The organism is Mycolicibacterium iranicum, assembly GCF_002101705.1.
Classification (GTDB): Bacteria; Actinomycetota; Actinomycetes; order Mycobacteriales; family Mycobacteriaceae; genus Mycobacterium; species Mycobacterium iranicum.
Genome location: NZ_LQPC01000021.1, coordinates 1 through 23051, shown reverse-complemented (window position 1 = coordinate 23051; position 23051 = coordinate 1). Strand labels below are relative to the sequence as shown.

28 protein-coding genes and 1 pseudogene are annotated in these 23051 nt (G+C 65.4%); 13 read left to right on the top strand and 16 right to left on the bottom strand.

What is annotated here, in order from left to right:
• Positions 1-50: 50 nt before the first annotated feature.
• Positions 51-362 carry a GNAT family N-acetyltransferase gene (locus AWC12_RS06900; protein WP_085173185.1) on the top strand — a complete coding sequence of 104 codons (312 nt, stop codon included), beginning with the start codon at positions 51-53 and terminating at the stop codon, positions 360-362.
• Here AWC12_RS06900 and AWC12_RS06895 read toward each other — a convergent pair.
• Positions 359-1099 (bottom strand): DUF427 domain-containing protein, encoded by a 741-nt coding sequence (locus AWC12_RS06895; protein ID WP_085173231.1) that lies wholly within the window; start codon positions 1097-1099, stop codon positions 359-361. The genes AWC12_RS06900 and AWC12_RS06895 overlap by 4 nt on opposite strands.
• A gap of 131 nt (positions 1100-1230) precedes the next feature.
• Here AWC12_RS06895 and AWC12_RS06890 point away from each other — a divergent pair, with 131 nt between their 5' ends.
• The 3 genes from AWC12_RS06890 to AWC12_RS06880 all read left to right on the top strand — a co-directional run bounded on the left by AWC12_RS06890 (position 1231) and on the right by AWC12_RS06880 (position 3547).
• On the top strand, positions 1231-2568 hold the full coding sequence (locus AWC12_RS06890) for a H(+)/Cl(-) exchange transporter ClcA (protein ID WP_234813861.1): 1338 nt from the start codon (positions 1231-1233) through the stop codon (positions 2566-2568).
• Positions 2569-2771: 203 nt separating this feature from the next.
• Positions 2772-3119: a CD225/dispanin family protein gene (locus tag AWC12_RS06885; RefSeq protein WP_085173183.1), complete on the top strand. Its 348-nt coding sequence runs from the start codon at positions 2772-2774 to the stop codon at positions 3117-3119.
• Between the two features lie 5 nt (positions 3120-3124).
• Positions 3125-3547 carry a DUF2752 domain-containing protein gene (locus AWC12_RS06880; protein ID WP_234813860.1) on the top strand — a complete coding sequence of 141 codons (423 nt, stop codon included), beginning with the start codon at positions 3125-3127 and terminating at the stop codon, positions 3545-3547.
• A 129-nt stretch (positions 3548-3676) separates the two neighbouring features.
• Here the strand turns inward: AWC12_RS06880 and AWC12_RS06875 are convergent, their stop codons facing one another.
• Both AWC12_RS06875 and AWC12_RS31005 read right to left on the bottom strand, forming a co-directional pair.
• Positions 3677-3973, bottom strand: a complete 297-nt coding sequence (locus AWC12_RS06875; protein WP_024444538.1) for a DUF732 domain-containing protein — start codon at positions 3971-3973, stop codon at positions 3677-3679.
• Positions 3974-4511: 538 nt separating this feature from the next.
• Complete coding sequence (locus AWC12_RS31005) at positions 4512-4667, bottom strand: hypothetical protein (RefSeq protein ID WP_162834970.1); 156 nt, start codon at positions 4665-4667, stop codon at positions 4512-4514.
• Between the two features lie 96 nt (positions 4668-4763).
• Here AWC12_RS31005 and AWC12_RS06870 point away from each other — a divergent pair, with 96 nt between their 5' ends.
• Positions 4764-5597 (top strand): GNAT family N-acetyltransferase, encoded by an 834-nt coding sequence (locus tag AWC12_RS06870; RefSeq protein WP_024444537.1) that lies wholly within the window; start codon positions 4764-4766, stop codon positions 5595-5597.
• On the opposite strand, the gene AWC12_RS06865 is transcribed toward AWC12_RS06870, so the two are convergent.
• Positions 5572-5997: a hypothetical protein gene (locus tag AWC12_RS06865; RefSeq protein WP_024444536.1), complete on the bottom strand. Its 426-nt coding sequence runs from the start codon at positions 5995-5997 to the stop codon at positions 5572-5574. The two genes, AWC12_RS06870 and AWC12_RS06865, sit on opposite strands and share 26 nt — an antisense overlap.
• Before the next feature lie 249 nt (positions 5998-6246).
• Here AWC12_RS06865 and AWC12_RS06860 point away from each other — a divergent pair, with 249 nt between their 5' ends.
• Complete coding sequence (locus tag AWC12_RS06860; protein WP_085173179.1) at positions 6247-7608, top strand: acetamidase/formamidase family protein; 1362 nt, start codon at positions 6247-6249, stop codon at positions 7606-7608.
• Here the strand turns inward: AWC12_RS06860 and AWC12_RS06855 are convergent.
• Positions 7590-8468 (bottom strand): sigma-70 family RNA polymerase sigma factor, encoded by an 879-nt coding sequence (locus tag AWC12_RS06855; RefSeq protein WP_085173177.1) that lies wholly within the window; start codon positions 8466-8468, stop codon positions 7590-7592. The two genes, AWC12_RS06860 and AWC12_RS06855, sit on opposite strands and share 19 nt — an antisense overlap.
• 102 nt (positions 8469-8570) lie before the next feature.
• Here AWC12_RS06855 and AWC12_RS06850 point away from each other — a divergent pair, with 102 nt between their 5' ends.
• On the top strand, positions 8571-8939 hold the full coding sequence (locus AWC12_RS06850) for a DoxX family protein (RefSeq protein WP_412093719.1): 369 nt from the start codon (positions 8571-8573) through the stop codon (positions 8937-8939).
• Between the two features lie 7 nt (positions 8940-8946).
• Here AWC12_RS06850 and AWC12_RS06845 read toward each other — a convergent pair whose 3' ends face one another.
• A complete protein-coding gene (locus AWC12_RS06845) occupies positions 8947-9447 on the bottom strand; it encodes an SRPBCC family protein (RefSeq protein ID WP_085173175.1) in 501 nt (166 codons plus the stop codon).
• Between the two features lie 375 nt (positions 9448-9822).
• Between AWC12_RS06845 and AWC12_RS06840 the strand changes: the two genes are divergently transcribed.
• The gene (locus AWC12_RS06840; RefSeq protein ID WP_085173174.1) at positions 9823-10596 is read left to right on the top strand and encodes a TMEM165/GDT1 family protein; all 774 of its coding nucleotides are present in this window, start codon (positions 9823-9825) and stop codon (positions 10594-10596) included.
• 12 nt (positions 10597-10608) lie between these two features.
• Here AWC12_RS06840 and AWC12_RS06835 read toward each other — a convergent pair whose 3' ends face one another.
• From AWC12_RS06835 to AWC12_RS06815, 5 genes are all read right to left on the bottom strand, one after another.
• Positions 10609-10848, bottom strand: a complete 240-nt coding sequence (locus AWC12_RS06835; protein WP_036463862.1) for a hypothetical protein — start codon at positions 10846-10848, stop codon at positions 10609-10611.
• A 73-nt stretch (positions 10849-10921) separates the two neighbouring features.
• Positions 10922-11224, bottom strand: coding sequence for a hypothetical protein (locus AWC12_RS06830; protein ID WP_024444529.1), 303 nt, complete (start codon positions 11222-11224; stop codon positions 10922-10924).
• A gap of 167 nt (positions 11225-11391) precedes the next feature.
• Positions 11392-12723: an MFS transporter gene (locus tag AWC12_RS06825; protein ID WP_024444528.1), complete on the bottom strand. Its 1332-nt coding sequence runs from the start codon at positions 12721-12723 to the stop codon at positions 11392-11394.
• Between the two features lie 102 nt (positions 12724-12825).
• Positions 12826-13122, bottom strand: a complete 297-nt coding sequence (locus tag AWC12_RS06820; RefSeq protein ID WP_085173172.1) for a DUF2059 domain-containing protein — start codon at positions 13120-13122, stop codon at positions 12826-12828.
• Positions 13123-13282: 160 nt separating this feature from the next.
• On the bottom strand, positions 13283-13633 hold the full coding sequence (locus AWC12_RS06815; protein ID WP_024444526.1) for a DUF732 domain-containing protein: 351 nt from the start codon (positions 13631-13633) through the stop codon (positions 13283-13285).
• A gap of 313 nt (positions 13634-13946) precedes the next feature.
• Between AWC12_RS06815 and AWC12_RS06810 the strand changes: the two genes are divergently transcribed.
• The 4 genes from AWC12_RS06810 (at position 13947) to AWC12_RS06795 (ending at position 16590) form a co-directional block, all read left to right on the top strand.
• The gene (locus AWC12_RS06810) at positions 13947-14285 is read left to right on the top strand and encodes an STAS domain-containing protein (protein WP_024444525.1); all 339 of its coding nucleotides are present in this window, start codon (positions 13947-13949) and stop codon (positions 14283-14285) included.
• A 93-nt stretch (positions 14286-14378) separates the two neighbouring features.
• Complete coding sequence (gene mbp1, locus AWC12_RS06805; protein ID WP_024444524.1) at positions 14379-14615, top strand: microaggregate-binding protein 1; 237 nt, start codon at positions 14379-14381, stop codon at positions 14613-14615.
• A gap of 30 nt (positions 14616-14645) precedes the next feature.
• Entirely contained in the window at positions 14646-15053 is a 408-nt protein-coding gene (locus AWC12_RS06800) for an STAS domain-containing protein (protein WP_024444523.1), read from the top strand.
• 454 nt (positions 15054-15507) lie between these two features.
• The gene (locus AWC12_RS06795) at positions 15508-16590 is read left to right on the top strand and encodes an MmpL3/TtfA transport complex stabilizer (protein WP_085173170.1); all 1083 of its coding nucleotides are present in this window, start codon (positions 15508-15510) and stop codon (positions 16588-16590) included.
• A gap of 22 nt (positions 16591-16612) precedes the next feature.
• On the opposite strand, the gene AWC12_RS06790 is transcribed toward AWC12_RS06795, so the two are convergent.
• Together AWC12_RS06790 and AWC12_RS06785 are read right to left on the bottom strand one after the other, a co-directional pair.
• On the bottom strand, positions 16613-17311 hold the full coding sequence (locus AWC12_RS06790; protein WP_024444521.1) for a response regulator: 699 nt from the start codon (positions 17309-17311) through the stop codon (positions 16613-16615).
• Positions 17308-18918, bottom strand: a complete 1611-nt coding sequence (locus tag AWC12_RS06785) for a sensor histidine kinase (protein WP_085173168.1) — start codon at positions 18916-18918, stop codon at positions 17308-17310. The genes AWC12_RS06790 and AWC12_RS06785 overlap by 4 nt, the downstream gene beginning before the upstream one ends.
• A 158-nt stretch (positions 18919-19076) precedes the next feature.
• Here AWC12_RS06785 and AWC12_RS06780 point away from each other — a divergent pair, with 158 nt between their 5' ends.
• Positions 19077-20468 (top strand): cation:dicarboxylate symporter family transporter, encoded by a 1392-nt coding sequence (locus tag AWC12_RS06780; protein WP_085173166.1) that lies wholly within the window; start codon positions 19077-19079, stop codon positions 20466-20468.
• Positions 20469-20538: 70 nt separating this feature from the next.
• On the opposite strand, the gene AWC12_RS06775 is transcribed toward AWC12_RS06780, so the two are convergent.
• From AWC12_RS06775 to AWC12_RS06765, 3 genes and pseudogenes are all read right to left on the bottom strand, one after another.
• Entirely contained in the window at positions 20539-20847 is a 309-nt protein-coding gene (locus AWC12_RS06775; protein WP_024444518.1) for a hypothetical protein, read from the bottom strand.
• A gap of 171 nt (positions 20848-21018) precedes the next feature.
• A complete protein-coding gene (locus AWC12_RS06770) occupies positions 21019-22206 on the bottom strand; it encodes a lipid-transfer protein (RefSeq protein ID WP_085173164.1) in 1188 nt (395 codons plus the stop codon).
• 52 nt (positions 22207-22258) lie between these two features.
• A pseudogene (locus AWC12_RS06765) lies at positions 22259-23051 on the bottom strand (serine/threonine-protein kinase); the annotation flags it as partial.

Here is a 23051-nt window from a genome sequence, read left to right as displayed (position 1 = left end):
TACCCACGAAGGCTTTTCATTCGGGATCACGACACATCTATCGTGGGGTGATGAGCTCTCAGACGCCTCCTGACCGCACAGGTGCCGCGACGACCGTGTCGCGAGAACCGGGGCGATTCGTCATCGCGGTCGAGGGTCGCACCGTCGGCCTCGCCGATTTCCACGACGGTGACGGCAGACGGGTCTTCCCGCACACCGAGGTGAACCCCGAATTCCAGGGTCGCGGCCTGGCTACCATTCTCGTCGCCGAAGCGCTGCGCGCCACGCGCGCCGAAGGGCTTCGCATCGTCCCGACCTGCTGGATGGTCGCCGAGTACATCGACAAACACCCCGAATACGCCGACATCACCGATCGCCGTTAGCCGAAGTGGGTCCTGGGCCGGCCCGCCTCGACGCCGTCGACGGTGATGTCGACCTTCTCGTTGTAGAACGCGACCAGGTTGGCGATCGGAGCGACCGCCAGCAGCGGCGTCTCGTACGTCCAGGCGAGGTCCTGATGCACCGTGTCATCGACCCGTACCGACCAATACTGCGACGTCACTCCCTTGTAAGGGCAGAGGGTCTGTGTGTCGGTCGGCAGCAGGTGTTCGAACGCGACGTCGGTGCGATCGATGTAATACCTTGTCGGCAAACCGGTTTCGAAGACCATGACGGGGCTGTGGGTGTCGGCGAGGGTGACCCCGTCGAGCGTGACGGTGACATGGCGGTGTGAGCGCAGCGCATCGACGCGCGCGTAGGGATTGCGCGGATGCCCGTAGATCGGCTCGTCCTCTTCGAACCAGCTCAGCGCATTCCACTCGAACTTCACCAAGCCGGCCACCGGGCTGTCACCCGCGTCGAATACCCGTGCCGCCGATGTCGCCGTGCCGCCGGCACCGACCAACGAGAACGTGCGCGACGGGCCGAACTGGACCCGTTGCGGATGACCCTCGTCGCGCAGCAGGCCGGGCACGACGTCGGCCACGGGGACGTAGTACTGCGGGTAGTACGGAACCTCCCAGACGTAGCGCGCCGACGTGGTGTCGAACACCAGTTGGTGACCGAGGAACCCCCTGACCCGGCGCGGGACCGGCTCGATGCGTCCGCGGGTCGCCGCCATCTGCGGATAGTCCGGTTCCGGGCCCGGTGGTGTGCTGTTCACGGTTAGGCCTCCGATGCTCGGACACGACGGTTCACTGATGCGCCAGACTGTAGGCCCGGCCGTCCAGTGGTGAAGGAGAACGACAACCCGTGCCTGTTCGCCACGGTAGTGACGGAGGTCGTCTGCGCGCCACCGCGCTCGTCTGCCTCGCTGCCACTGTTGCGGGGTCTGTCTTCGGTGTCGTCGGCGCCGCCTTCCGCTGGTGCCTCCAAGCAGCCGAGGGCGTGCGCGCCGACCTCGTCGAATGGGCCCTGCGACTGCCCGGACCGGGCTGGCTGATCCCGATCGCCGCAGCAGCCATCTGCGCGACCATCGCGGCCCTGTTGGTGCGGTGGGAACCCCAGGCTGTGGGCAGCGGCATCCCGCATGTCGAGGCCGTCTTCCTCGGTGAAGCACGTCCGCCGCGGATCAGTGTGCTCCCGGCGCGGTTCGTCGGTGGTGTGCTGGCGATCGGCGCGGGTCTGGTCCTGGGACGGGAAGGGCCGACGGTCCACATGGGGGCTGCAGTCGGCGCCGAGGCGGCGCGGCGAGCCAGGATGCACGACCGCGATGCGCGCTCAGTCGAGGTCGCGCTCGCGGGCGCGGGTCTTGCCGTCGCGTTCAATGCCCCGATAGCCGGGGTGCTGTTCACGCTCGAAGAGGTGACGAAGTCGCTGCGGCTGCGCATCGTGCTGCCCACCGTTCTCGCCGCCACGGCCGCGATCGTCGTATCTCGCCTCCTGCTGGGCAATCATCCCGATTTCGAGGTGGGTCGCGTTGCCGCACCGGAGCTGGCGTGGCTCCCGCTCTTCGTCGTCTTCGGGGTGCTCACCGGCGTCCTCGGTGCCGGCTACAACGTTGTGGTGCTGTGGCTGGGCGACCATGTCGCCGCGCTGCCGAAGATCCCAGCGCCGCTGAAGGCGACGGCGATCGGGGCCGTGATAGGCGCGGCGCTGTGTGTGGCACCGCTGACGGTGGGCGACGGGGACGCCCTTACGCAGATGATCCTCGATGGACATCAGTTCGTGCTGTGGACGGCGGTGGGATTGCTTGCGGCGCGGTTCTTCAGTGGTCCGCTGAGCTATTCGGCGGCGGTGCCGGGCGGACTGTTCGCCCCGCTGTTGGCACTCGGCGCGTTATGGGGTTTCGTCTTCACCGGAGGCTTCGCCGCGGTGTGGCCCGACGACACGACCTTCCTGGCGATTCCGATGGCGATCGTCGGTATGACAGCGTTTTTCGGCGCTTCGGTCCGAGCTCCGCTGACCGGAATCGCCATCGTTATCGAGATGACGGCGACGACATCGGTGGCGATTCCGGCTGTCGCAGCCACGGTGTCGGCCCTCCTGACTGCTCGGGCTCTGGGGTCGGTACCGATCTACGACAGCCTGCGCAAACGAATGCCGGCGGAACAGGATCCGAACCAGAGGGGCGGCAACGATCGCGAGTAGCGTTGAGTGCGTTGCTGGTTCGGCTCCTGCGGGCTACCTAGACGTCGGTGAACCGACGAGGATCACCCAGGTGAGCTCGTCTGCCGAGTGAATACTCGGGAAAAATCTCTGAACACTGCGGATTTGCCACTCCTGTGCTGATCTTGTCGGGTACCCTTAGCTCGCTTTTTTGAGCTACTACTTGGTCTTTGAGGAGATTCGACATGACGCAACCGCCGCCCGGTAACTACCCCCCACCGCCTCCTCCCGGTGGCGGTGGGATGCCCCCTCCGCAACCAGCAGGCCCCCAGCCGAGCAACAACCTGGTTCTGGGCATCCTGACGACGATCTTCTGCTGTCTGCCGTTCGGTATCGTGTCGATCGTCAAAGCCGCTCAGGTGAACGGTCTCTGGGCGCAGGGCCGTTACGCAGAGGCGCAGGCTTCGGCTGCGGCAGCGAAGAAGTGGGCCATCTGGAGCGTGGTCGCCTGGGTCATCTTCGTCATCATCTACGGCATCTTGATCGCCGTCGGCGCCCTCAGCATGGACTTCGATACCTCGACGTCGTACTGATCGCCTTGCCGGTCAGTACATCCGCCCCTGCTCGCCTCGGTGGCCCACTCCTCGTGGGCGCTGCGGCGGCAGGTGTGTGTGTCTTGGTGTGGGTCGCGGATCCTACGACCCCTGGCGGAATACTCCCGACGTGTCCGACGAAATCCCTTCTCGGCATTGACTGTCCCGGATGCGGGACGTTGCGCGCGATCTATTCGCTACTTCACGGCGACGTCATGTCCGCGGTGCGCTTCAATGCCCTTGCGATCGTGGCGCTGGGCTTTCTCCTGGTGGCGTTCGCCATGTGGACCTACAGTCGTATCGTCGACCGCCACATAAGCTCCTGGCAACACCACCGGTTGGCCGCGTCCGTGACACTCGGCGTCGTCGTCGTGTGGTTTGTCTTGCGAATCCTGCCTTTTGAACCGTTCACCGCTTTGCGGGTCTGACGGGTCCGGCCAGCCGGCCGTCATTTCTCAAAAGCGGCGCGCATCTTCGCCGCCGGATGGGATCGGCACGACCCCGCCGACGTCAGCGTCCGTCTGCGGGGTCGTACCGTCGTGTGCCTCGTGAGATTCCTACGGGCAGTAGGACTGCGTCGCGGCGCCGACGAAGAAGCCGCTCTGCTCGGGTGTCCAGCCCGCGGGCTCCATGATCTCGATCGCAATCTGGGTCTTGTCCTGCCCGGCGGCCGCGTATTCGCACACCGCTTGCGCCAGCTCGATGGCGTTCTCGGCACTGGAGAACGGAATGCCCTGGCTCTCTAGTGCGGAGATGAAGACCTCGTTGGTGTCCTGAGCGAGAGCCGGTGCCGCCAGCGCCGTAGCGAGCCCGGCAGCGGCGACACCCGCTGTGAAAATGATCCTGCCGCGCATGCGCGTCCCTCCTCGATGATTTGCTGACGGCGATACGGTACGCCGCACAGCGGAACCTTAGCGCCAGTTCGATGAAATCCGCGCGACGAAAAGATGCAGAGTCGGAGCCAATAATCACGAACGACAATCATGTGATTAGGTACCAAATATGAAACGACCGTTTGTGTCGAACGTGTCGAGTGAAGTCGCAATGTGTGTCTCGACGTCACGATGGCACCGAGGGGCTACCGAATCGACCATCGTCGACGCACCTGCTCCGGGGTAAAGCGTCCTTCGGCTGCTATTAACTGTAAAGATAATTTTGCGCCTGGCGACACCGGTCGGCGTTTTGGGAAAGGACCCGAAAGTCTGGTTCGTCAACGCCGCGACCTCACAGGTGTGAACTGCTGTCGCCGTCGGAAAGTCGCAGATCAATTATCCGTAAAGCGAAATTATTGCTTAGGAAAAATTCTGGCTGCTGCGGCAAACGAAAGTGCATCGACGACGGGAGCATTCGAGGCTAGTGCAGCACATCACAATTTGCTGAGGCTGGGCCTCGTCAGGCCTCGTCCGGAATCTGACGATAGGTCTGGGTCCGCGCTGGGGCGTCCGGATCATCGTCTGTGTGTTCCAGCTTCTGCTGAAGTTCGCGCTGCTCCTGGGTGCTCTCAGTGGCGTCCTTCGGGGTGGCGGGTGGGGAGTCGTTCTGGTCCACGGCGGAAGCCTCCAAGCGTCATCGGTGGGTGGATGGAAAATAGGTTCTCCGATCGAGGCGTCGTGAAACACAATTGTTCGCGTGACTGCGACGCCAATGTTCTGTGGCACCGACGTGGCCCGCCGCATCGAGGCTGCCGAAGCCGCACTGATCGTCGCCGCGACCGAAGCGGCACGAGCACGCGGAGCATGGGGCGTGACGATGCCGATCGGCGGCGGGTTCGCCTGCGCCGCAGATGCGGACTCGCCGATGAACAAGGTCGTCGGCCTCGGATTCGCCGGAGCCGTTGACCCTGCGACTCTGGACGAGGTCGAAAAGACTCTCGGGAAGCTTGGTGTCCACATTCAGGTGGAGCTTTCGAATCTCGCGGATCCGGACGTCGCGGCGCTTCTGACTTCACGCGGCTACCGACTGGTCGGATTCGAGAACGTCCTCGGACAGGCGTTGCCCGCCTCGGCGGCGGGCGCCACGAGCGGCGGGATCAGTGTTCGTCGAGGTGGTCCGGCCGACATCGACACCTGGATCGACGCCGTCGTCGAAGGGTTCGCTCATCCTGACGATGTCGGTGTCGCCAGCCACGAGGAGTTCCCCCGCGACGTCATCGCGAAGGCGGAACGCGACTTCGAAAAAGCCGGCGCCGTGGCTTACCTCGCCTATTGCGGCGATGCAGTCGCCGGCGGCGGCGGCATGAGGATCACCCACGGCGTCGCCCAACTCACAGGTGCGGCGACGGTACCGTCGGCCCGGCGGCGAGGTGTCCAGGCCGCGCTTCTGGCGGCACGCCTCGACGACGCGGCAGCAGCGGGTTGCGACCTCGCCGTCGTCACCACAGCACCGGGTTCGACGTCACAGAAGAACGTGCAGCGCAGAGGCTTCCAGCTGATGTACACCCGCGCGGTTCTGGTCAAGGAACTCGCTTCGCCGTGCTAGGGGCTTTGCCGTCTACTGCGGCCGCGGAGAACAACCACACCGTGAGCCAGGCCGTCCCGAGCACGATCACCAGCGAGCCGGGCACGTGGAACCTCAGCGTGGATCCCTCGCCGAGACTTGCTTGCAGGAACGAGAAAGCAAGTATGACGAAGGCGACCACCGCGCTCCACCAGCCCCGCCCCCGGCTGTAGGCAAGCCCTGCCAGCGCGACCATGAGCCCGCCGGCGACGACGTGCAGGACGATGGCCGAGGCGCCGTGGACTTCCTTGAGCTCACCGGACTGCACGAGCGCACCTGCGGTGCCGAAAAGCGCGACGACAACAACGATCGTGGCGACAGCGAAAAAGCGGGACGTGAGCAAGAACGGGCGGGACGACATCTGCTGATCTGCTGACGGCATGGCGGTCCTCTCGTGGGGCGCATCGCTGCCTCGACTATGACAGCACACGGGCAACACCAGGGTGAATCTGCGAAAACCCTTGACGCAGTAATTGTCTGAAAACCGCGCAGAATGCGGGCGGCCCGTGACCGTCGCCAGCGTGAAACCGCGGTGAGACATCAGGCAACGAGGACGTAGCACGAATGTTGCGGGCCGGAAATGCCGAAGGGGAATTTACGTCGGTAGTCGTCCCCGTCGAAAGGTGTTGTTATGACAGACCCCGCCCGGCTCGCAGCGGAAACTCTCTGGTCGGGACTCGGGAGACGGGACTTCATTCGTGCGGTTGCCGCAGTGAGTGCAGGCGCTGGCGTCGTCGGCACCGTCTCCGCCTGCCAGTCGGGAACGACCGCTTCCTCCGAGTCGCCCTCGTCCGCTTCCTCAAACTTCGCGATCCTGCAACCCGGCCAAGGGGAACCGGCCGGCGATCACTACCTGCAGTCCACTCCCGACGCCGTGCTGTGGGGGTATGTCCCCACCGTCCACGCAACTCCGTCCCTGCAGATCGGCTCGGGTCAGACGGTTACCATCGACGCGGTCAGTCACGAGGGCATTCTCGAAGACCAGGGGCGCGATCCGATCGGGTACTTCGGTTCCCACGGCGTCGCGCAGAACGAGGTGCTCCAGGATGCGATCGACATCGCAGCGGGCTACCGCCGAACCCCCAGGAACTTCGACAAGGACGGACCTCACATCGTCACCGGACCGGTGTTCGTCGAGGGTGCTCAACCTGGTGATGTGCTGAAAATCGATATACTGCAGGCGATTCCGCGGGTGCCCTACGGAGTGGTTTCGAGCAGGCATGGTAAGGGAGCGCTGGCCCGTACGTCAGATGGCGGCTCTCCCGCAGGCATCAGCCTCGCGGAGGTGATGCCGCCCGTGGGAACCGACCGACGCCCCAATCCCGATCCCACGCGATACGGCAATGTGTCGACGTTCACCGCTGTCGAGGGCGGTGAAGGTGTGATGAGATATGGTGCCGCCGAGGTGCGATTCCCGCTGCGGCCGTTCATGGGAATGATGGGGGTGGCGTTCTCCCAGGACACCGATCCGACTGCCGCCACAGCCAATTCCATTCCGCCGACGGTCGGCGGCGGGAACATCGACATCCGGTTGCTCGGAGAGGGAGCCACCTTCTACCTACCGGTGTTCGCCGAGGGTGCATTGTTCTATGTGGGGGACCCACACATGGCCATGGGCGACGGTGAAGTCGCGCTGACTGCCATGGAGGGATCGCTTCGTGGCACCTATCGGCTCTCGGTGTGCAAGCCCGGTTCCGGGGATGCGCCCTCGGTGGCCTACCGCTACCCGTTCGCCGAGACGGCCGATGCATGGGTGCCGATCGGTTTGTCCGACCCTGACGGCTCCGTCGGAGGTCAAGGGACCGACCTGGACGTCGCGATGCGCCGCGCGGTGGTGAATGCGCTCGATTTCCTCGAAACGGACAGGGGTATGGACCGAGCCACCGCGTACGCGTATCTCTCTGCGGCGGCAGACTTTTCCGTGTCGCAGGTGGTCGACCGGACGGTTGGCGTGCACGGTCAGGTCTACAAGTCTCATTTTTCGCAGACCTGACGGGCGACGGCGTCGATCACGTCGGCAGTCGAGATCGGCGCGATGGTGATGCGCGTGACGACACCTGCGTCGGCGGTGACGTCGATGGCGGCGATCGGGTGCCCGCCGGGCGCAATGACGTGGACCGCGCGGCCATTGACACGCATCGGGATGCTCGCTCGGATCCGGTCGGCGAAGCGCCGGGTCTCCTCGGCGACCGCCGTAGCCCCTGACACGGTGACGGCCGTCCCTGCCGGAACCAGTGAAGCGTCGACAATGCGCACGCAGTCAGGTGCCATCAACGTGAGCATGCGTGACATGTCGCCTCCCGCCGCTGCCTGCAGGAAGGCCGTCACGATGTCGTCGTGGCGGGCGCCCACCGACACCTCTGCCGGCGATGGAGCTTTCGGCCCTATCCGCGAGCGTGCCCTGCTGGCATGCTTTTTGGCGCTCGCCGGTGTGGTGTCGAGGATTTCGGCGATGCGCTCGAAGGGCACCGCGAACAAGTCGTGAAGCACATAGGCCACCCGTTGTGGAGGTGTCAGCGACGCCAGTAGCACCATCAGGGCGCGGGATACATCGTCGCGGAGCAGAAACGCCTCGTCGGCGGCCAGCGCCGCGTCGGAGTGGATCGCGGGTGCGTCGGCGAGCGTCTCGCGCCTGCTGCGCTCGCGGAGCTGATCGATACACACCCTCGTCACGACGGTCGTCAGCCAGGCGGGAACACTGTCGATCGCGACCCCCGAGGAGGTCTGCATTCGCAACCACGCCGTCTGAACCGCATCTTCGGCGTCGTGGATCGAACCGAGAATTCGGTGTGCGATCGACAGCAACCTGGGGCGTTCGGCGAGAAAACCGGCACTCAAAGAGGTGTCGGGCATGATCGGTCACCTTTCCGGTCCGCGGAACGTCAGAGGGGTGAGAGTGCTCAAAACCGCTGACACTGGAGGCAACGTGTGGAGCATACCGATGGAATACCGGCTGTGAACGGCCCCGCGATGACAGCGCTGGCGGCGGTGACCGCGGCGTGCGCGCTCGCCAACGCCGGGATCGCTGTCGCCGATCTGGCCAGAGCGCCGTTCGTGATGGCGAACTCTGCAGAGGTCGGTGTGGCGCCGCGGTGGATTCCGTATCTGGCATCGCTGAAGTTGGCCGGAGCACTCGGGCTGCTCCTCGGCCTTGTCGCCGTGCCGTGGTTGGGGTTGGCGGCCGCGAGCGGGTTGACCGCGTTCTTCGTCGCGGCCGTGGCAGTGCACCTTCGGGCGAAAGTGCTGCACAACCTTGCTTTCCCGGTCACCTTCCTGCTTCTCGCGGCGGGGTCGCTCGCATACTTCGCCGGTGCCGTGGGCTGAGCCGCGGTCAGGCTGTCGTGTCCCCGACGGAGCGGGCCAAACTCGCCAGCGACTGGTCGATGAACTCGCTGCCGAACGGTGGAAGGCCACCGAGCTGGTCGCGCACAGCCTGTGGGGTGGCGCTCCAGTCGTAGGTGAGTGTCACGTCGGTGCCGGTCGCGTTCGGCGCCAGGTCGTATCGCCACCACCAACCCAGGGCGCTGTGCCGGCCGTCAGCGTCGACGGTGCCCGGCAGCCATGCGATGCTGCGGTCCTGATCGAAGACCGTGACCAGGTTGTGCATGACGTAGTGGCCGCCGATGTGATCCAGGTACATGTTCATGACGAAGATCTGTCCGGTACCGGTGATCGGATCCGTCGTCACCGCGTCGCGTACCCAATCCGTCGGCTCGGTGTCCTGGTGCCGGGAGGGGTTCGCCAGCACGGCGAAGATGTCGGGGGCGGACGCGGCTACTGCGCGGGTGGCGACATAGCGTTCTGCAGCGGGCACGGGGTCTCCTCTGGTCATGGCGCAACGTTGCACGCCCAGTCTGTCCGATGAGGATCAATGGTTGGCCGCCAGGGACTCTCTCCGCGCTCGGGAAGCCTACTTTGCGGGTTTGGGGTACCCGAACTTTCCTGGTTGAGTACCCCAAACTTATTGTGCGAGATGGCATTTCGACACCGGCAAGTTGCGCGCGTGGGGCTGACGTGTGTAGGCTGGCTGCAACGAAGGGGAGTAGCCCCCAATCGGCAATCGACATACTGGCTCCGCGGAGCCCGGTTGTCCGAACCGGTCATCGCACCGGTGGGCGAGACCTTCGGCCGCACAGACCAATTGGGCTGCCGGCCGGAGGCGTGTCCACATTCTCCGAACGGCAGTCACCGAGAGCAAGGAGTTCCGGTGCTCGCCGCGCTGCTGTTGAGCTTCGCCGTCATATTCGTCGCGGAGCTGGGGGACAAAACCCAGCTCGTCGCGATGATGTTCGCGCTGCGGTACCGGTGGTGGGTGGTGCTCTCGGCGATCACCGTCGCCACCACGGCCGTCCACGTGCTGTCGGTCGCGATCGGCCACCATCTCGGCGCCGCATTGCCGACACATCTGCTCGGCCTCATCGCGGGGGCGATGTTCATCTTCTTCGGCCTGTGGACGCTGCGCGGCGACAGCCTCTCCGACGAAGAGGCCTCCGTGGCCGAAAAGGCCACCGCTCCGGCATTCTTCGTCGTCACGTCGGCGTTCGTGCTGGCCGAGCTCGGCGACAAGACGATGCTCGCGACGGTCACTCTTGCCTCTGACAACAACTGGCTGGGAGTGTGGATCGGTTCGACGCTGGGCATGGTCGCCGCCGATGCGCTCGCCATCATCGTCGGCGCCGTCCTCGGCAAGCGCCTGCCCGAGCGGCTCATCCAGATCGGGGCAGCGGCACTGTTCCTGCTTTTCGGCGCCTACATGCTGCTGGAGAACCTGTTCCCCTCCCTGCCGATCGCCCTGATCGGCGCCATCTCGGTGGCCGTCGTCGTCGCGCTCGGAGGGATGGTGCGGGCGCTGCCCGAACGGCTGCGTCCCGCGGTCTTACGGCCCCAACCATCACCCCCGGTGACGGACGGCCGGGACGCCGAGGAACCCGGCACCCCGGCCGACATCGAGATCGGCGCCTCCTGGCGCCCGCCCCGATGAGCGAACGCGACGTCAGATCGCCACGACGGAACGGATCGCGATCTGTTCGGTCTCGCAATGGCGGCAGGTCAGCGAGCGGACCTTCAGGCGCAGATTGGCGATGCGCAACGCGCGCTGGCACATCGGATACGGGCAACCGCACGACAACGTGACCCACCACTGCGCCGGATGGGCCAGCGGACCGCAGAATTTGCGGCAGGTGCATGGGATTTCGGGCTCGAAGTCCAGCTCCGCCAGCGACGGCTCGTACATGGTGGTCACGCCCCCGAGGCTAAAGTCCGGGTCGAGACTTTTGCGGGAGGCGCGCGCGAGCGAACCTTACGGACTACAACCGGATCCAGCGACCGAGGAACCAGAAGCCCCACCCGTCGCCGTTGCCGGCCCGCAGCGGCTCGACGCGCTGCCCCTGATACATGAACGGCTGGTGGTCCTGACGGCCGGCGTCGATGCCGCGGCGCTGCCAGTCGTTGTTCTGCGGCGACGGGTTGGGTTGGCACGCCGGGGTGCCCGGTTGACCACAGGCTTGCCCAGGCGCGGCGCTCGCGGTCCCAAGACTTGCAGAGACCAGGCCCGCCAATGCAATTCCGCCTGCCAGTGCCGATGCGCTCAGTGCGCGGGTGAAAGTCATGTATCGCTCCATTCGTCAATCCGATCGCTCGCGTGGCGGACTGCCACGCGAACGACGACGTTAGAGGTGCGACGTTGGCCGCGACTGTGGCGAACTTAGGTGCCCGCTGTGCGGTCGGTGACGGTTCGAAAACTGTTGCCTTACAGCATCATCAAGGGTGGCGGACCTCATCGCTTGCCGCTGACGTGAGCCCCGGCATCCCCGGGGAGTCGCAGGGTCTCGGCGAGCGTCAGCGCGAGCAGCGCACCAAGCGCGAGGAACGTCCACGCATACGACGCCAGAACCGTCAGTAGCAGTGCGGCGATGGCGATGCCGACACCTGACGCCAGCTCCTGGACCGTCGCGTTCAAGGTGTTGGCATGAGTCAGCTCGTCGCCGTCGACATCGGCGAAAGCGAGACTGTTGTAAGCAGTGAAGCCGATGGAACGAAGTGCACCGCTGACATACAACGCCACGGCGATCACCGCGACGGGGGTGCCGGGCTGCAGCGCGGCAAGAACGCCGAACCACCCCACCGAGACGATCGCGTTGACCAGCAGCACCCGTTTGATGCCGAAGCGGCGCATCAGCGGTGTCGTGAGCGGCTTGATCGTCAGATTGCCGATGAACAGGGCTGCCACCATCGACCCGGCCGAAAGCGCCGACCACCCGAACTCGAGCTGGAATAGCAAGGGCAGCAGAAAAGGCACCGTTGCGATCACGAGCCGGTAGAGCGAGCCCGCCGACACCGTGATCCGCAAGGAGCGCACGCGCAGCACCGACAGTCGAACCAGGGGCACGGGGGTGCGCCTCAGATGCAGAATCGCCGCGGCCAGCAGGCCGACCGCCGAACCACAGCCGATCCCGACGACCAGCCAGTCCGTTCCACTCACCCGGATCTGCTCGAGCGCGACCAGTGCGGCGGCGATACCTGTACCGAGCAGCAGCTGGCCGCGCCAGTCGAACGGCGGGACGGCCGGCGCTGGGCCACCGCGAATCAGCTTGAGCGCGAGAAACAATCCGGCGACGCCGATCGGGATGTTGACGAAGAAGATCCACCGCCACGATCCGAGCGTGGCGATCGTCCCACCGAGGACCGGGGCGACGACGGGTGCGGTGAGGGCGGGCCAGGTGAGCAGTGCGATCGCCCGCACCAGGTCGGATTTCGCGCTGTAGCGCAACACAGCCAGTCGCCCGACCGGGACCATCATCGCGCCGCCGACTCCCTGCAGCACGCGCATCGTCACCAGCATCGACATCGACTCGCTCAGCCCGCAGCCCACCGACGCCGCCGTGAACACCGCTATCGCCGAAATGAACACCGGCCGGATTCCGAATCTGTCGGCGACCCATCCGCTGGCTGGAATGAGCACCGCGACGGTGAGCAGGTAGGCCGAGATGGCGACGTTGACGTCGATGGCGGCGACTCCGAAGTCCATCGCTATCGCGGGGATCGCCGGGACGATGATCATGGCGTCGAGAATTTCCATGAACAACGCCCCCGCCACCAGCAGCGCCATCCCCCGCGGAAAAGAAGGCCGAGGCGCTGCTGACACGGCATCCAAAACTAGACGGCCGCCGAGTTCGGCGGCCGTCCGGCTCAGGTCATGTCGAAGGCGACGTCAGTTCGAGCAATTCAGCGACACGGCCACCTTCTGCTTGGGCACGACGGTGAAGACGTTGAAGTCGTCGTCGTTGAGAGTGAAGGGCAGCTGCGCACCCGGCAGGTTGCGCACCTCGATCACGCTGCACTCCTCAAGCGGGGCATTGCCGACCCGGCTGACCTTCACGTCGTAACCCTGAGCCCGCAGCGAGTTGATGGTCGATGACGCACTGTCGGCATGTGCCGGCGCGGCGAAGGCGAGGACGGCTCCGATAGTGCCGAGCGGGAGCAGGCTGGCGGCAAGGAACTTCTTCATGGTGTGACTCCTAGGTCTGGTGCGTCACCCGCGTGAACGCAACTTTATGAGTGACACCATCGTCGCGAGGGGGAATGGCAGTGCTTGGAGCTTTTGTGGAGATTGCAGGGAGAAGTCGGGAGAACGCGGACCGTTCCCGATGCCGTCCGCCCGGCCGGGATCAGCCGGCGAGAACGCCGTTGTACACCGGGCAGTACGCGCCGATCGCGGCCACCATCAGCCGGGTCGCCTGGTCACCGGTGACGCCCTCGCTGAGCAGCGAGTTGACGATGTCGCTGCGAATCCGCGCCGGGTCGACGTTGTTGGCGGTGCCTTCGGCGACGACGTCGCACACGTTGTTGCCGGCGGCGGTGGCTTCCTCGGGAGAGCCGAACTCGAGACCCAGCTCGGTCACGACGGCGAGGAACTGGGAGTCGGCATCAGTGGCGTGCCCAAGCGGCGCGAGGGCGAGGAAAGCAGCCACTGCAGCGCCGACAGCGAGGATCGTCGGATGAGCGATGTGCGCGCGCATGGAGCCTCCTGCGGGATGTCTGTGCGGATGGTAGCGGTTGCCGAGCGGACATCCTGGGATTTGCACGGCGAGTGCGGCGGGTATTCAGCGATGCCCCCGGAAGTGCGCTTTGGTGGCCCAAGCGTCGGCGGCGCGAATTAGCCGAGCCCGAGGCGCACCGCTGGATCGAGCGGGTCTGTGTGATTATCCGGTCCGAGACTTCGATAGCCTGTGTCCGGTTGTCGCGCATTCGACACCGGGTTCAGAAAGCAGCCTCATTGATCAACCGCGTCCGGGATTGCCCGGATGCGCCCAGGGAGACGAGGCTCGCGACGTGCAGCAATTCACCGAGCACCAAATCGATGGTGTCGTGATCGTGTCGGCAGTGGGCGCCGTCGACATGTTGACTGCGCCCAAGCTGCAGGAAGCCATCGACGCGGCGGTCGATCGCAGGCCCGCCGGCCTCATCGTCGACCTGACCGACGTCGATTTTCTCGGATCAGCCGGGATGCAGGTCCTTGTCCTGACGCAGAGGAAGGTCGACGGCGATGCGAAGTTCGCAGTGGTCGCCGACGGCCCTGCCACGAGTCGCCCACTCAAAGTCACCGGTCTCACCGACTACGTTCCACTGTTCTCCACCCTCGATGTGGCCCTTGCCGACTTTGCGCGCTGACTGAGTGCCTCCGGCCACCCGTTGGTTTGGCAAATTTGCGCCAGGGGAACAGACGCTTCGCCCAAGGTGTCAGCCGCGAAGAAGGAGCGTCCGGTGAGCGACAACAATTCAGGTCCCGAAGAAGCTGTCAAAGGCGTGGTCGAAGGCGTGAAAGGCAAGGCCAAGGAAGTCATCGGCGTCGTCGCCGGCCGCGACGACCTTCAGCGCGAGGGCGAGGCACAGCAGGACAAGGCCGATGCCCAGCGCGAGGCCGCCAAGAAGGAAGCTGAGGCCGAAAGCGCGCGCGCTGCGGCGAAGGCCAATGAAGAGCGTCAAAAAGCCGAGCAGTAAAAGTCGTTTGGCAGGGTATGTTTGCCTGCAATGGCTCTCACGTCCATCCGCAGCAGGTCAGCTGACAGTCGGCATTTCTCGATAGCGTCGACGTCGCTGCAAGTTGCGTGCCGCACCGAAGGCCGTGGCTCGAACAAGCGAGCCACGGTCTCGGTGTGTGGCGAGGTGGATGCGGCCAACGCCAAGCATTTCGCCCACACCGTCCGTGAAGCGGCGGGTGGTGCGGCGTCGCTCGTCCTCGACCTCACCGAAGTGCACTTCATGGCCTTCGACGGCGCTTCTGCGCTGTACGCGATCAGCGCTCACCTGGCCCGCGAAGACGTGACGTGGTGCGTGGTGCCCAGTCCGTCGGTATCCCGCGTGGTGAAACTTTGTGATCCTGAGGGAATCATTCCGTTGGAGGAGATCGCGAGCGTGCTCGGTTCCGTGTCGGCCTAGCTTCGCGTGCACTGAACATCGCTTCGCAGCGAATTTCACACACCGCCGATGCGTGAACGCCAGCTCGATCAGGTCGTCCAAGGGTCGCAACAGGGTGTGTTTCCATGAATTTGCTGGCGTGTCGCGGTGTGATCTGTACCTCAATCCGAAGAAAAAGGCTAAGAATTTCGGGCGACGCGGTGTTTGTCACACAACCGCAAGAGGGTTGCCTGTACACCTTAAACTGCTGTTCACGGGCTGTTCGGTCATTGCTGCGTAAAGGTCACGAATTGATAACTAGGAATAGTCTAAGCAAGTCCTGAGAGCTTTGGCCTGTTATTTGCTGACGCCACTTTTTGGCGGTTCTGACCTTGATTGGGCGTCGCTACACTCGGTTCAGATCGCGTCCTACCGCGGGCGCAATGACTGAAATTCTAGGCCGGGTAGAAGTCATACCGGCGGAGGTACCAGGCAAATGGCAAACTTTGTGATGCCCAAGCGGCACGTGATGCACAACCGCACAGCTGACTCTCGCGTGGCAGATGCGCCGCTTGTGACCACTGCGGCCAGTGACGTCGTCCTCGAGCGGCGGCTGGCCGTGTCCCGCCGCCCCGTCGGCGATATCGCGGCGGGCAGTGACGTCGTCGTGATGGCCAACGCCGGCGACGACAGCGTTTCGGTGCTCGACGCCACGACGCTGGATGTCGTCGCGACCATCGCCCTCCAGGGTGAGCCATTGGCGGTTGCAGTCGCCAACGATCGCGCCTACGTCAGCATCGCGGCGTCAAGCCACGACGCGGTTTCTGTGATCGATCTCGACACCAAGACGGTCATCAAGACCTATCCCGTGGCCGCCGGTGTGACCGCTCTCGCTGTCAGTCCCGACGGCAAGCGGGTCTACGCGGGCCGTTCCGCACAGGACACGGTCGATGTCGCGGTCATCGACGTCACCGCCGAGCGGGTGGGCACCGTTGAGATCGGCCGCGCGCCTGCAGCCAACATCGACGCGCTTCGCGTGGACTCCAACGGCAAACGGCTGTATTTGGGCGTCACCGACGTGAGCGGCAGCCGGCTGATCGTGGTCGACGCCGAGACCTCGCATGTCAGCCGCGTGGTTGCGGTCGGCTCGCCGATCCGCGACATCGCGCATGCAGGCGACGCGATCTACGTGCTGACCTCCGACCGCGCAGTGGGCGGAGCCGTGCACGTCGTCGACCTCGCTTCGATGCGCGTGACCGACACGACGAATCTCGCCGGTGCGCCCACGCAGCTGGTGATGAGCAGCGACCAGTCGCGCGCCTACATCGTCGACTACGACCGGGTCGCGATGCTCTGCACGCTCAGCCTCGACATCGTCGATTCGCTGAAGGTCGACGCGCGGCCGTCGTGCGTGACTCAGGACGGCGACGGGTCGCGGTTGTACATCGCCGACTATGCCGGCGGTCTCAGCGTTTTCTCGGTGGAGTCGTCCATCGCGACTCTCTACTCGCAGTTCCTCGCTACGGATCCGATCGCGCTGGAGCCGCCGCGGATCCAGCGTCAGCCGGTCACGGTCTGATCGGACGCGGTGCGCCGGTGCGTCAGCGCCACTGATAGCGGGTCTTCGGCCGCCCCGCTTTGCCGTAGTCGGTGTGGCGGCGCACGGTGCCCTCGTCGGCGAGCCGCTCGAGGTATCGCCACGCCGTCACGCGCGACACCCCGACGTGCTTGGCCACCTCGTCCGCGGTGATGCCATCGGGATTGTCCGTGAAATCTCTTACTGCGCGGGCGATCTCGTCATTCGTGCCGGAAGCGGCGCCTTTCGGCGCCGCGGAACGGTCAAATCCCACGCGGAGCTCGGCCAGCGCACGGTCGACCTCCGCCTGGCTGGCGGCGTCGATGCCTGCAGGCAGGGCCTGGCGATAGCGCTGATACCGCTCCAGCCGTTCCCGGAACGCGGCGAACGTGAACGGCTTCAACAGGTATGCGAGCGCGCCATGACTGACTGCCGCCCGCACCATCTCCAGATCCCGCTCCGACGTGATCGCGATGATGTCAGGCGCCGGTCGCTGACCCGACAATGCTGACGCGAGAGCGATGCCGCTGGCATCGGGGAGGCCGATGTCCAGCAGGACCAGGTCGACGGGTTGCTCGCCGGCCGCGGACTCGGACACCACCCGCATCGCGTCGCGCGCGGTGTGCACGACGCCTGCCACGGAAAAGCCCTGCAGGCGTTCAAGATAGGTTTGATGCGCCTCGGCGATCAGGGGCTCGTCCTCGACGATCAGCACCGTGATCATGGCTTCATCACCGTGGCCGTCACGATCGAGCCGTACGTCACGTCGGCGGTGAGCGTGCCGTCGTGGCGCTTGACGACCTGCGCCACCAGCGCCAGGCCCAACCCGTGATGCCCGGCGTCGATGTCGGATTTCGTCGAGTATCCCCGTCGCATCGCCTTCTCGAAAGTCGTGGCGTCCATGCCCTCTCCGCTGTCTGCCACCCGAATCGTCAGTGTCCCGTCGTGCTGGTGGATGGTCACCTCCACCCACGGATCGTCTGGGTCGCAGGCATCCATCGCGTTGTCGATGAGGTTGCCGACAACAGTGACCAGTTCCTGGCCGGACAGCAGCAATTCGTCTGATCCGGCGGGCAATTCGGTGTCCTCGGTGACCGTGAACTCGATGCCTCGCTCGTCAGCCTGCGCCGCCTTGCCAAGCAGCAACGCCACGAGAGCAGGCTCACGTACCGCAGCCGACAGCCGGTCCACAAGATGTTGCGACAGCTCCAGTTCAGCCGTGGCGAACGCCACGGCGTCGTTCGCGCGGCCCATCTCCACCATCGTCACGATGGTGTGCAACTTGTTGGCGGCCTCATGGGCTTGCGCGCGCAACGAATCCGTCAGCACCTTCAGCGAATTGAGTTCGCCCAGCGCGCCCTGCAATTCGGTGCGGTCGCGGATCGTCACCACCTCGGAGCCGTCCGCCCCGTTCTCCACTCTCGAGCGGTTGACAACGAGAACGCGGTCGTCGGTCACGTGAATCTCGTCGCGCGCTCCCGGATTGAACGTGCGCAGGAATTCCGGCAGCTCGGACCGGTCGACGCTGCCCGATGGCAACGACAGCAGGCGCCGCGCCTCGTCGTTCACCAGCGCCACACCGCCGGGTTCCTTCTCGGACAGCACGATCAGGCCTTCGGACACCGAATGCAGAATTGCGTCGTGGTGGTCGTACATCACCCGCAGCTCGTCGGGTCGGAGGCCATGAGTCTGCCGCAGTAGGCGGCGCCGGATTCCCCACACACCGATCAGCGAAACGGCAAGTGCACCAAGGCTGATGGCCGCGATGATCGGCCACTGCGCACGCCACCGGTCGGCGAGACTTTCCTGCAGGATGCCAGCGGCGACCAACCCGACGATCCGTCCGTCCGCGTCGAGCACCGGCACGACGGCGCGGATCGATGGGCCGAGCGTCCCGGTGTAAACCTCGGTGAACGATTCTCCGCGCAGGGCGGGCTCGATGGTGCCGAGGTAGGCGCCGCCGATCTGAGTGGGATCGGTGTGGGTGAACCGCGTGCGGTCAGGCGCCATGATCGTGATGAACGCGATGTCGGTGTTGCGGCGCACGAGTTCGGTGACCGGTTGCAGGATCTCGGTGGCCCGACCCGCCTCGATGGCCTCGGCCGTGGACGGCGAATCCGCCAGCGCCGTGGCGATACCCAACACTTGCTCCTCGGCCTCCGCGTCGGCGTCCTGACGGGCGTCGAGCAGCGCGAGAGCGCTGCCGCCCACCACGATCAGCGCGATCACCAGGATCTGGAGCACGATCGCCTGCGTCGCGAGGGACCACGGCCGCGAGCGGCCTGAGCGATGTAGCCGCGAGCGGCCAAGAGGGTACGGCCGCGAGCGCATCAAGCGAGCAATCCCTTTGCGGTCGCGACGTGAACATTCTCGACCTCGGCCATGGTCGTGAACTTACCGAACTAAATGAACTAAAGCGTGACCTGGCTCACGTCCTCGCCGAGCATCCTTTCAGACCCAAAACCGAGCGCGTCTGAAGGAGAACCACGATGACGACCACGATGGATCGACCGGCATCTGAGCCGGCGCCCGAAGAGCCCAAGAAGAAGCGCGACCGCACCCACTGGCTCTACATCGCCGTCATCGTCGCGGTGATCGCCGGTGTCGGAGTCGGCATTCTCGCCCCCGACGTGGGCAAGAGCGTCGGCGTCCTCGGGACGATGTTCGTGGCGCTGATCAAGATGATGATCGCTCCCGTCATCTTCTGCACGATCGTGTTGGGCATCGGCTCGGTCCGCAAGGCGGCCACCGTCGGCAAGGTCGGCGGCCTGGCGTTCGTCTACTTCCTCGCGATGTCAACGTTCGCGCTGGCGATAGGCCTGGTGGTCGGCAACCTCCTGCACCCGGGTGAGGGCATGAACGTCTCGGCGACAGCGGGCAAGGGCGCCGAACTCGCCGACAAGGCCCACGAGGCCGGCGGGTTGATGGATTTCGTCCAAGGCATCATCCCGACGTCCATGTTCTCGGCGCTCACCGAGGGCAGCGTGCTGCAGGCACTGTTCGTTGCGCTGCTCGTCGGCTTCGCACTGCAGGGACTCGGCTCGGCCGGCGCGCCCATCCTGCGCGGCATCGAGCACCTCCAGAAGCTTGTCTTCAAGGTGCTGGTGATGATCCTGTGGCTCGCGCCCATCGGTGCGTTCGGTGCCATCGCCAACGTCGTCGGGCAGACCGGTTGGGCGGCCGTCGGCCAACTCATGGCGCTGATGCTCGGCTTCTATCTGACCTGTGCGATCTTCGTCTTCGGCGTGCTCGGCGCGCTGCTGCGGCTGGTGTCGGGCATCTCGATCTTCAAGCTCGTCCGCTACCTGGCCCGCGAGTACCTGCTGATCGTGTCGACGTCGTCGTCGGAATCCGCGCTGCCCCGCCTGATCGCCAAGATGGAGCACCTCGGCGTCGACCGCTCGACTGTCGGCGTGGTCGTGCCGACCGGTTATTCGTTCAACCTCGACGGCACCGCGATCTACCTGACCATGGCCTCACTGTTCATCGCGGGTGCGCTCGGCGACCCGCTGTCGATCCCCGAGCAGATCGGTCTCCTGGTGTTCATGATCGTCGCCTCCAAGGGTGCCGCGGGCGTCACCGGCGCCGGTCTGGCCACCCTGGCCGGCGGCCTGCAGGCCCACCGCCCCGACCTGCTCGACGGCGTCGGACTGATCGTCGGAATCGACCGGTTCATGTCCGAGGCGCGGGCGCTGACCAACTTCTCGGGCAACGCGGTGGCCACCCTGCTGGTCGGATCCTGGACGCACACCATCGACAAGGGCAAGGTGAATTCCGTTCTGGCGGGCGATGATCCGTTCGACGAGCTCACCATGCTCGACTCGGATCACGGCTCACGTGCCGACGAGCCGGTGCAGGCGAGAACCCCTGCGGCGGTGTAGGGCACGAGTAGGAAAGGCCCGGTCGGCCCCCTTGCCGACCGGGCCTTTTCGTGTCTGCTCGCCGAAGGGCTCAGCCCGTGCAGTCCAAGGTGACCGAAATCGACTGTCGGACGATCACGTCGACGGTGTCGATGTCGACACCGTGTTTGTCCTTATCGATGATGGTTACCGGCTGGGTCACCTGCTGCGGGTTTCGCACTTCGGTGACGACACAGTCCTCGATCGGAGCGTTGCCGATCCGGTCGAGATTCACGGTATAGCCGGCCAACTCAAGCTGCTCGATGACGACCCACGGGTTCTGGTCCTCGGCGGCCGCCTGGCCCGCCGGGCCCAGCGCCACACCGAGCGCCGCGAGTGAAACTGTCCACGCCCAACGCAACGTCGAACCTCCTGCCGATAGCCCGACCCACCGGATATATCGCCGACATCTGGTGACACGTTTCTGCGCGGAGAAGAGTTCAGCTCAGGTACCCACCCGTGACGAGCAGACGCAAACTCGCACGGAATCGACCGAAAGAGTGCGAGTTTGCGTCTGCTCGCGGGACGTCTGTCAGCGCTCTGCGCGCTGGTAGGCAGTGACGACCGCGGCCCCACCCAGCCCGATGTTGTGCTGCAGCGCGGCGGCGACCCCGTCGACCTGACGCTTGTCGGCGGTGCCGCGCAACTGCCACGTCAGCTCGCTGCACTGGGCCAGGCCCGTCGCCCCCAGCGGATGGCCCTTCGAGATCAGCCCGCCCGAAGGGTTGACGACCCATCGACCGCCGTAGGTGGTGTCGCCCGCGTCGATGAGGGACGGCGCCTCGCCCTCGCCGCACAGCCCGAGGGCTTCGTAGAGCAGCAGTTCGTTCGCCGAAAAGCAGTCATGCAGTTCGATCACCTGGAAATCCTGCGGACCCAGCCCGGACTGATCGTAAACCTGTTGCGCTGCTTTGACATTCATGTCGTAACCGATGATGTTGGCGGCACTGCCGTCGAACGTCGACGTGAAGTCGGTGGTCATCGACTGTCCGACGATCTCGACGGCCTGCCCGGCCAGACCTTTGCGCGCCACGTAGTCCTCGCTGGCCAGCACGACCGCCGCCGACCCGTCCGATGTCGGCGAACACTGCAGTTTGGTCAGCGGGTCGGAGATCATCTTCGCGGCCAGGATGTCGTCGAGGGTGTACTCCTCCTGGAACTGGGCGAACGGGTTGTTCACCGAATGCTTGTGGTTCTTGTAGCCGATCTTGGCGAAATGCTCGGCCGTGGTGCCGTACTTCTTCATGTGCTCACGGCCCGCGGCACCGAACATCCACGGCGCCACGGGAAATGCGAACTCGTCGATCTCGGCGAGCGCCTTGATGTGCCGCGCCAGTGGCGATTCGCGATCCTGGGCTCCGCCGCCGAGCGAGCCGGGCTGCATCTTCTCGAACCCCAGCGCCAGCACGCAGTCCGCCAGGCCGCCGCGGATCGCCTGCGCGCCGAGGTACAGCGCCGTCGAGCCCGTGGAGCAGTTGTTGTTGACGTTCACGATCGGGATGCCCGTCATGCCCAGCTCGTAGAGCGCACGCTGACCCGACGTCGAATCGCCGGAGCAGTAGCCGACATAGCCCTGCTGGATCTCCGAGTATTCGATACCGGCGTCGGCCAGAGCGTTGGTACCCGACTCGCGCGCCATGTCCGGGTAGTCCCAGCCCTCCCTCCGGCCGGGCTTCTCGAACTTTGTCATACCGACGCCAATGACAAACACGCGCTTCATCTGATCCCTTTCGCCCGTCGCTACGTTGCGGTCCTGCAGACGGTAGCGCGGACTATCCGAATTCGAGCCACCAGTTGTGCAGATCCTCCAGGCTCGGTCCCTGCGCATCGGCCAGCAGCAGGCTCTCGTCCTTGGTCCACACGACGTCGGGGTTGTTGTTGTACGTGCCGCACGCGATCTGGCCCGCGACCTGATCGGGAGTCTCGGTGTAGTGCCACGTGGTCGGCGACCCGGTGCCACTGCCCGGGCACTCCAGCAGTTCGGAGTTCACGTCGATGGCTGCCTGGAACGCGGCGTCAAGTGCTGGCTTGTCCGCGAACAGCGAATACCGCGTGAAGGCCGGCCCGTTCGGATTGGTGTTCTGTTCGCAGTCGACCGTGGCCAGCGCCGATGCCGCAGGCGGGGTGACCGGCTGGCAGTTCGAGCTGTCATGGCCGGGGGCGAGCAGGGCCATCAGCTGCTGGTCGTAGGACTCCGTCGGAGGTGGCGTCGTCGTCGAGGTGCGGGTACGTCGAGTGGGTTCCCGCGACGACGTGGTCGGCGCTGCCGAGGACGTGGTGGAAGACGCGACCGAGGACGAGTCGTCGTCCCTGGCGATCAGCCAGATGCCGAGTGCGGCGAGGACGAGAACGATGACCGCTGCGCCTGCGAGCAGCGCGATCATCGGCCCCTTCGACCCACCGGAACCTCCGCCCGACGGCGCCGGAGTGGTCCACCCGGGCGGCGGACCCGGCGGAGGAGGAGGTGTCTGATAGCCGCCCGCGTACGCCGGTGCGCTGGGCGGGGGTGGTGGCGGAGTGGCTCCGCCGTAACCGGGCATCCCGCCCGACGGCGGTGGGGGAGGC

Excerpts from the sequence above, each read along its gene's own strand:
- AWC12_RS06825 (WP_024444528.1), bottom strand. The coding sequence starts at position 12,723 with ATGGCGCTGCTGGTGGCGGGGGCGTTGTTCATGGAAATTCTCGACGCC.
- AWC12_RS06835 (WP_036463862.1), bottom strand. The coding sequence starts at position 10,848 with ATGTACGAGCCGTCGCTGGCGGAGCTGGACTTCGAGCCCGAAATCCCA.
- AWC12_RS06795 (WP_085173170.1), top strand. The coding sequence starts at position 15,508 with ATGGCAAACTTTGTGATGCCCAAGCGGCACGTGATGCACAACCGCACA.
- AWC12_RS06860 (WP_085173179.1), top strand. The coding sequence starts at position 6,247 with ATGACAGACCCCGCCCGGCTCGCAGCGGAAACTCTCTGGTCGGGACTC.
- AWC12_RS06900 (WP_085173185.1), top strand. The coding sequence starts at position 51 with ATGAGCTCTCAGACGCCTCCTGACCGCACAGGTGCCGCGACGACCGTG.
- AWC12_RS06790 (WP_024444521.1), bottom strand. The coding sequence starts at position 17,311 with ATGATCACGGTGCTGATCGTCGAGGACGAGCCCCTGATCGCCGAGGCG.
- AWC12_RS06780 (WP_085173166.1), top strand. The coding sequence starts at position 19,077 with ATGACGACCACGATGGATCGACCGGCATCTGAGCCGGCGCCCGAAGAG.
- AWC12_RS06770 (WP_085173164.1), bottom strand. The coding sequence starts at position 22,206 with ATGAAGCGCGTGTTTGTCATTGGCGTCGGTATGACAAAGTTCGAGAAG.
- AWC12_RS06845 (WP_085173175.1), bottom strand. The coding sequence starts at position 9,447 with ATGACCAGAGGAGACCCCGTGCCCGCTGCAGAACGCTATGTCGCCACC.
- AWC12_RS06885 (WP_085173183.1), top strand. The coding sequence starts at position 2,772 with ATGACGCAACCGCCGCCCGGTAACTACCCCCCACCGCCTCCTCCCGGT.
- AWC12_RS06855 (WP_085173177.1), bottom strand. The coding sequence starts at position 8,468 with ATGCCCGACACCTCTTTGAGTGCCGGTTTTCTCGCCGAACGCCCCAGG.
- AWC12_RS06865 (WP_024444536.1), bottom strand. The coding sequence starts at position 5,997 with ATGCCGTCAGCAGATCAGCAGATGTCGTCCCGCCCGTTCTTGCTCACG.
- AWC12_RS06830 (WP_024444529.1), bottom strand. The coding sequence starts at position 11,224 with ATGACTTTCACCCGCGCACTGAGCGCATCGGCACTGGCAGGCGGAATT.
- AWC12_RS06895 (WP_085173231.1), bottom strand. The coding sequence starts at position 1,099 with ATGGCGGCGACCCGCGGACGCATCGAGCCGGTCCCGCGCCGGGTCAGG.
- AWC12_RS06820 (WP_085173172.1), bottom strand. The coding sequence starts at position 13,122 with ATGAAGAAGTTCCTTGCCGCCAGCCTGCTCCCGCTCGGCACTATCGGA.
- AWC12_RS06815 (WP_024444526.1), bottom strand. The coding sequence starts at position 13,633 with ATGCGCGCGCACATCGCTCATCCGACGATCCTCGCTGTCGGCGCTGCA.
- AWC12_RS06800 (WP_024444523.1), top strand. The coding sequence starts at position 14,646 with ATGGCTCTCACGTCCATCCGCAGCAGGTCAGCTGACAGTCGGCATTTC.
- AWC12_RS06870 (WP_024444537.1), top strand. The coding sequence starts at position 4,764 with ATGTTCTGTGGCACCGACGTGGCCCGCCGCATCGAGGCTGCCGAAGCC.
- AWC12_RS06875 (WP_024444538.1), bottom strand. The coding sequence starts at position 3,973 with ATGCGCGGCAGGATCATTTTCACAGCGGGTGTCGCCGCTGCCGGGCTC.
- AWC12_RS06785 (WP_085173168.1), bottom strand. The coding sequence starts at position 18,918 with ATGCGCTCGCGGCCGTACCCTCTTGGCCGCTCGCGGCTACATCGCTCA.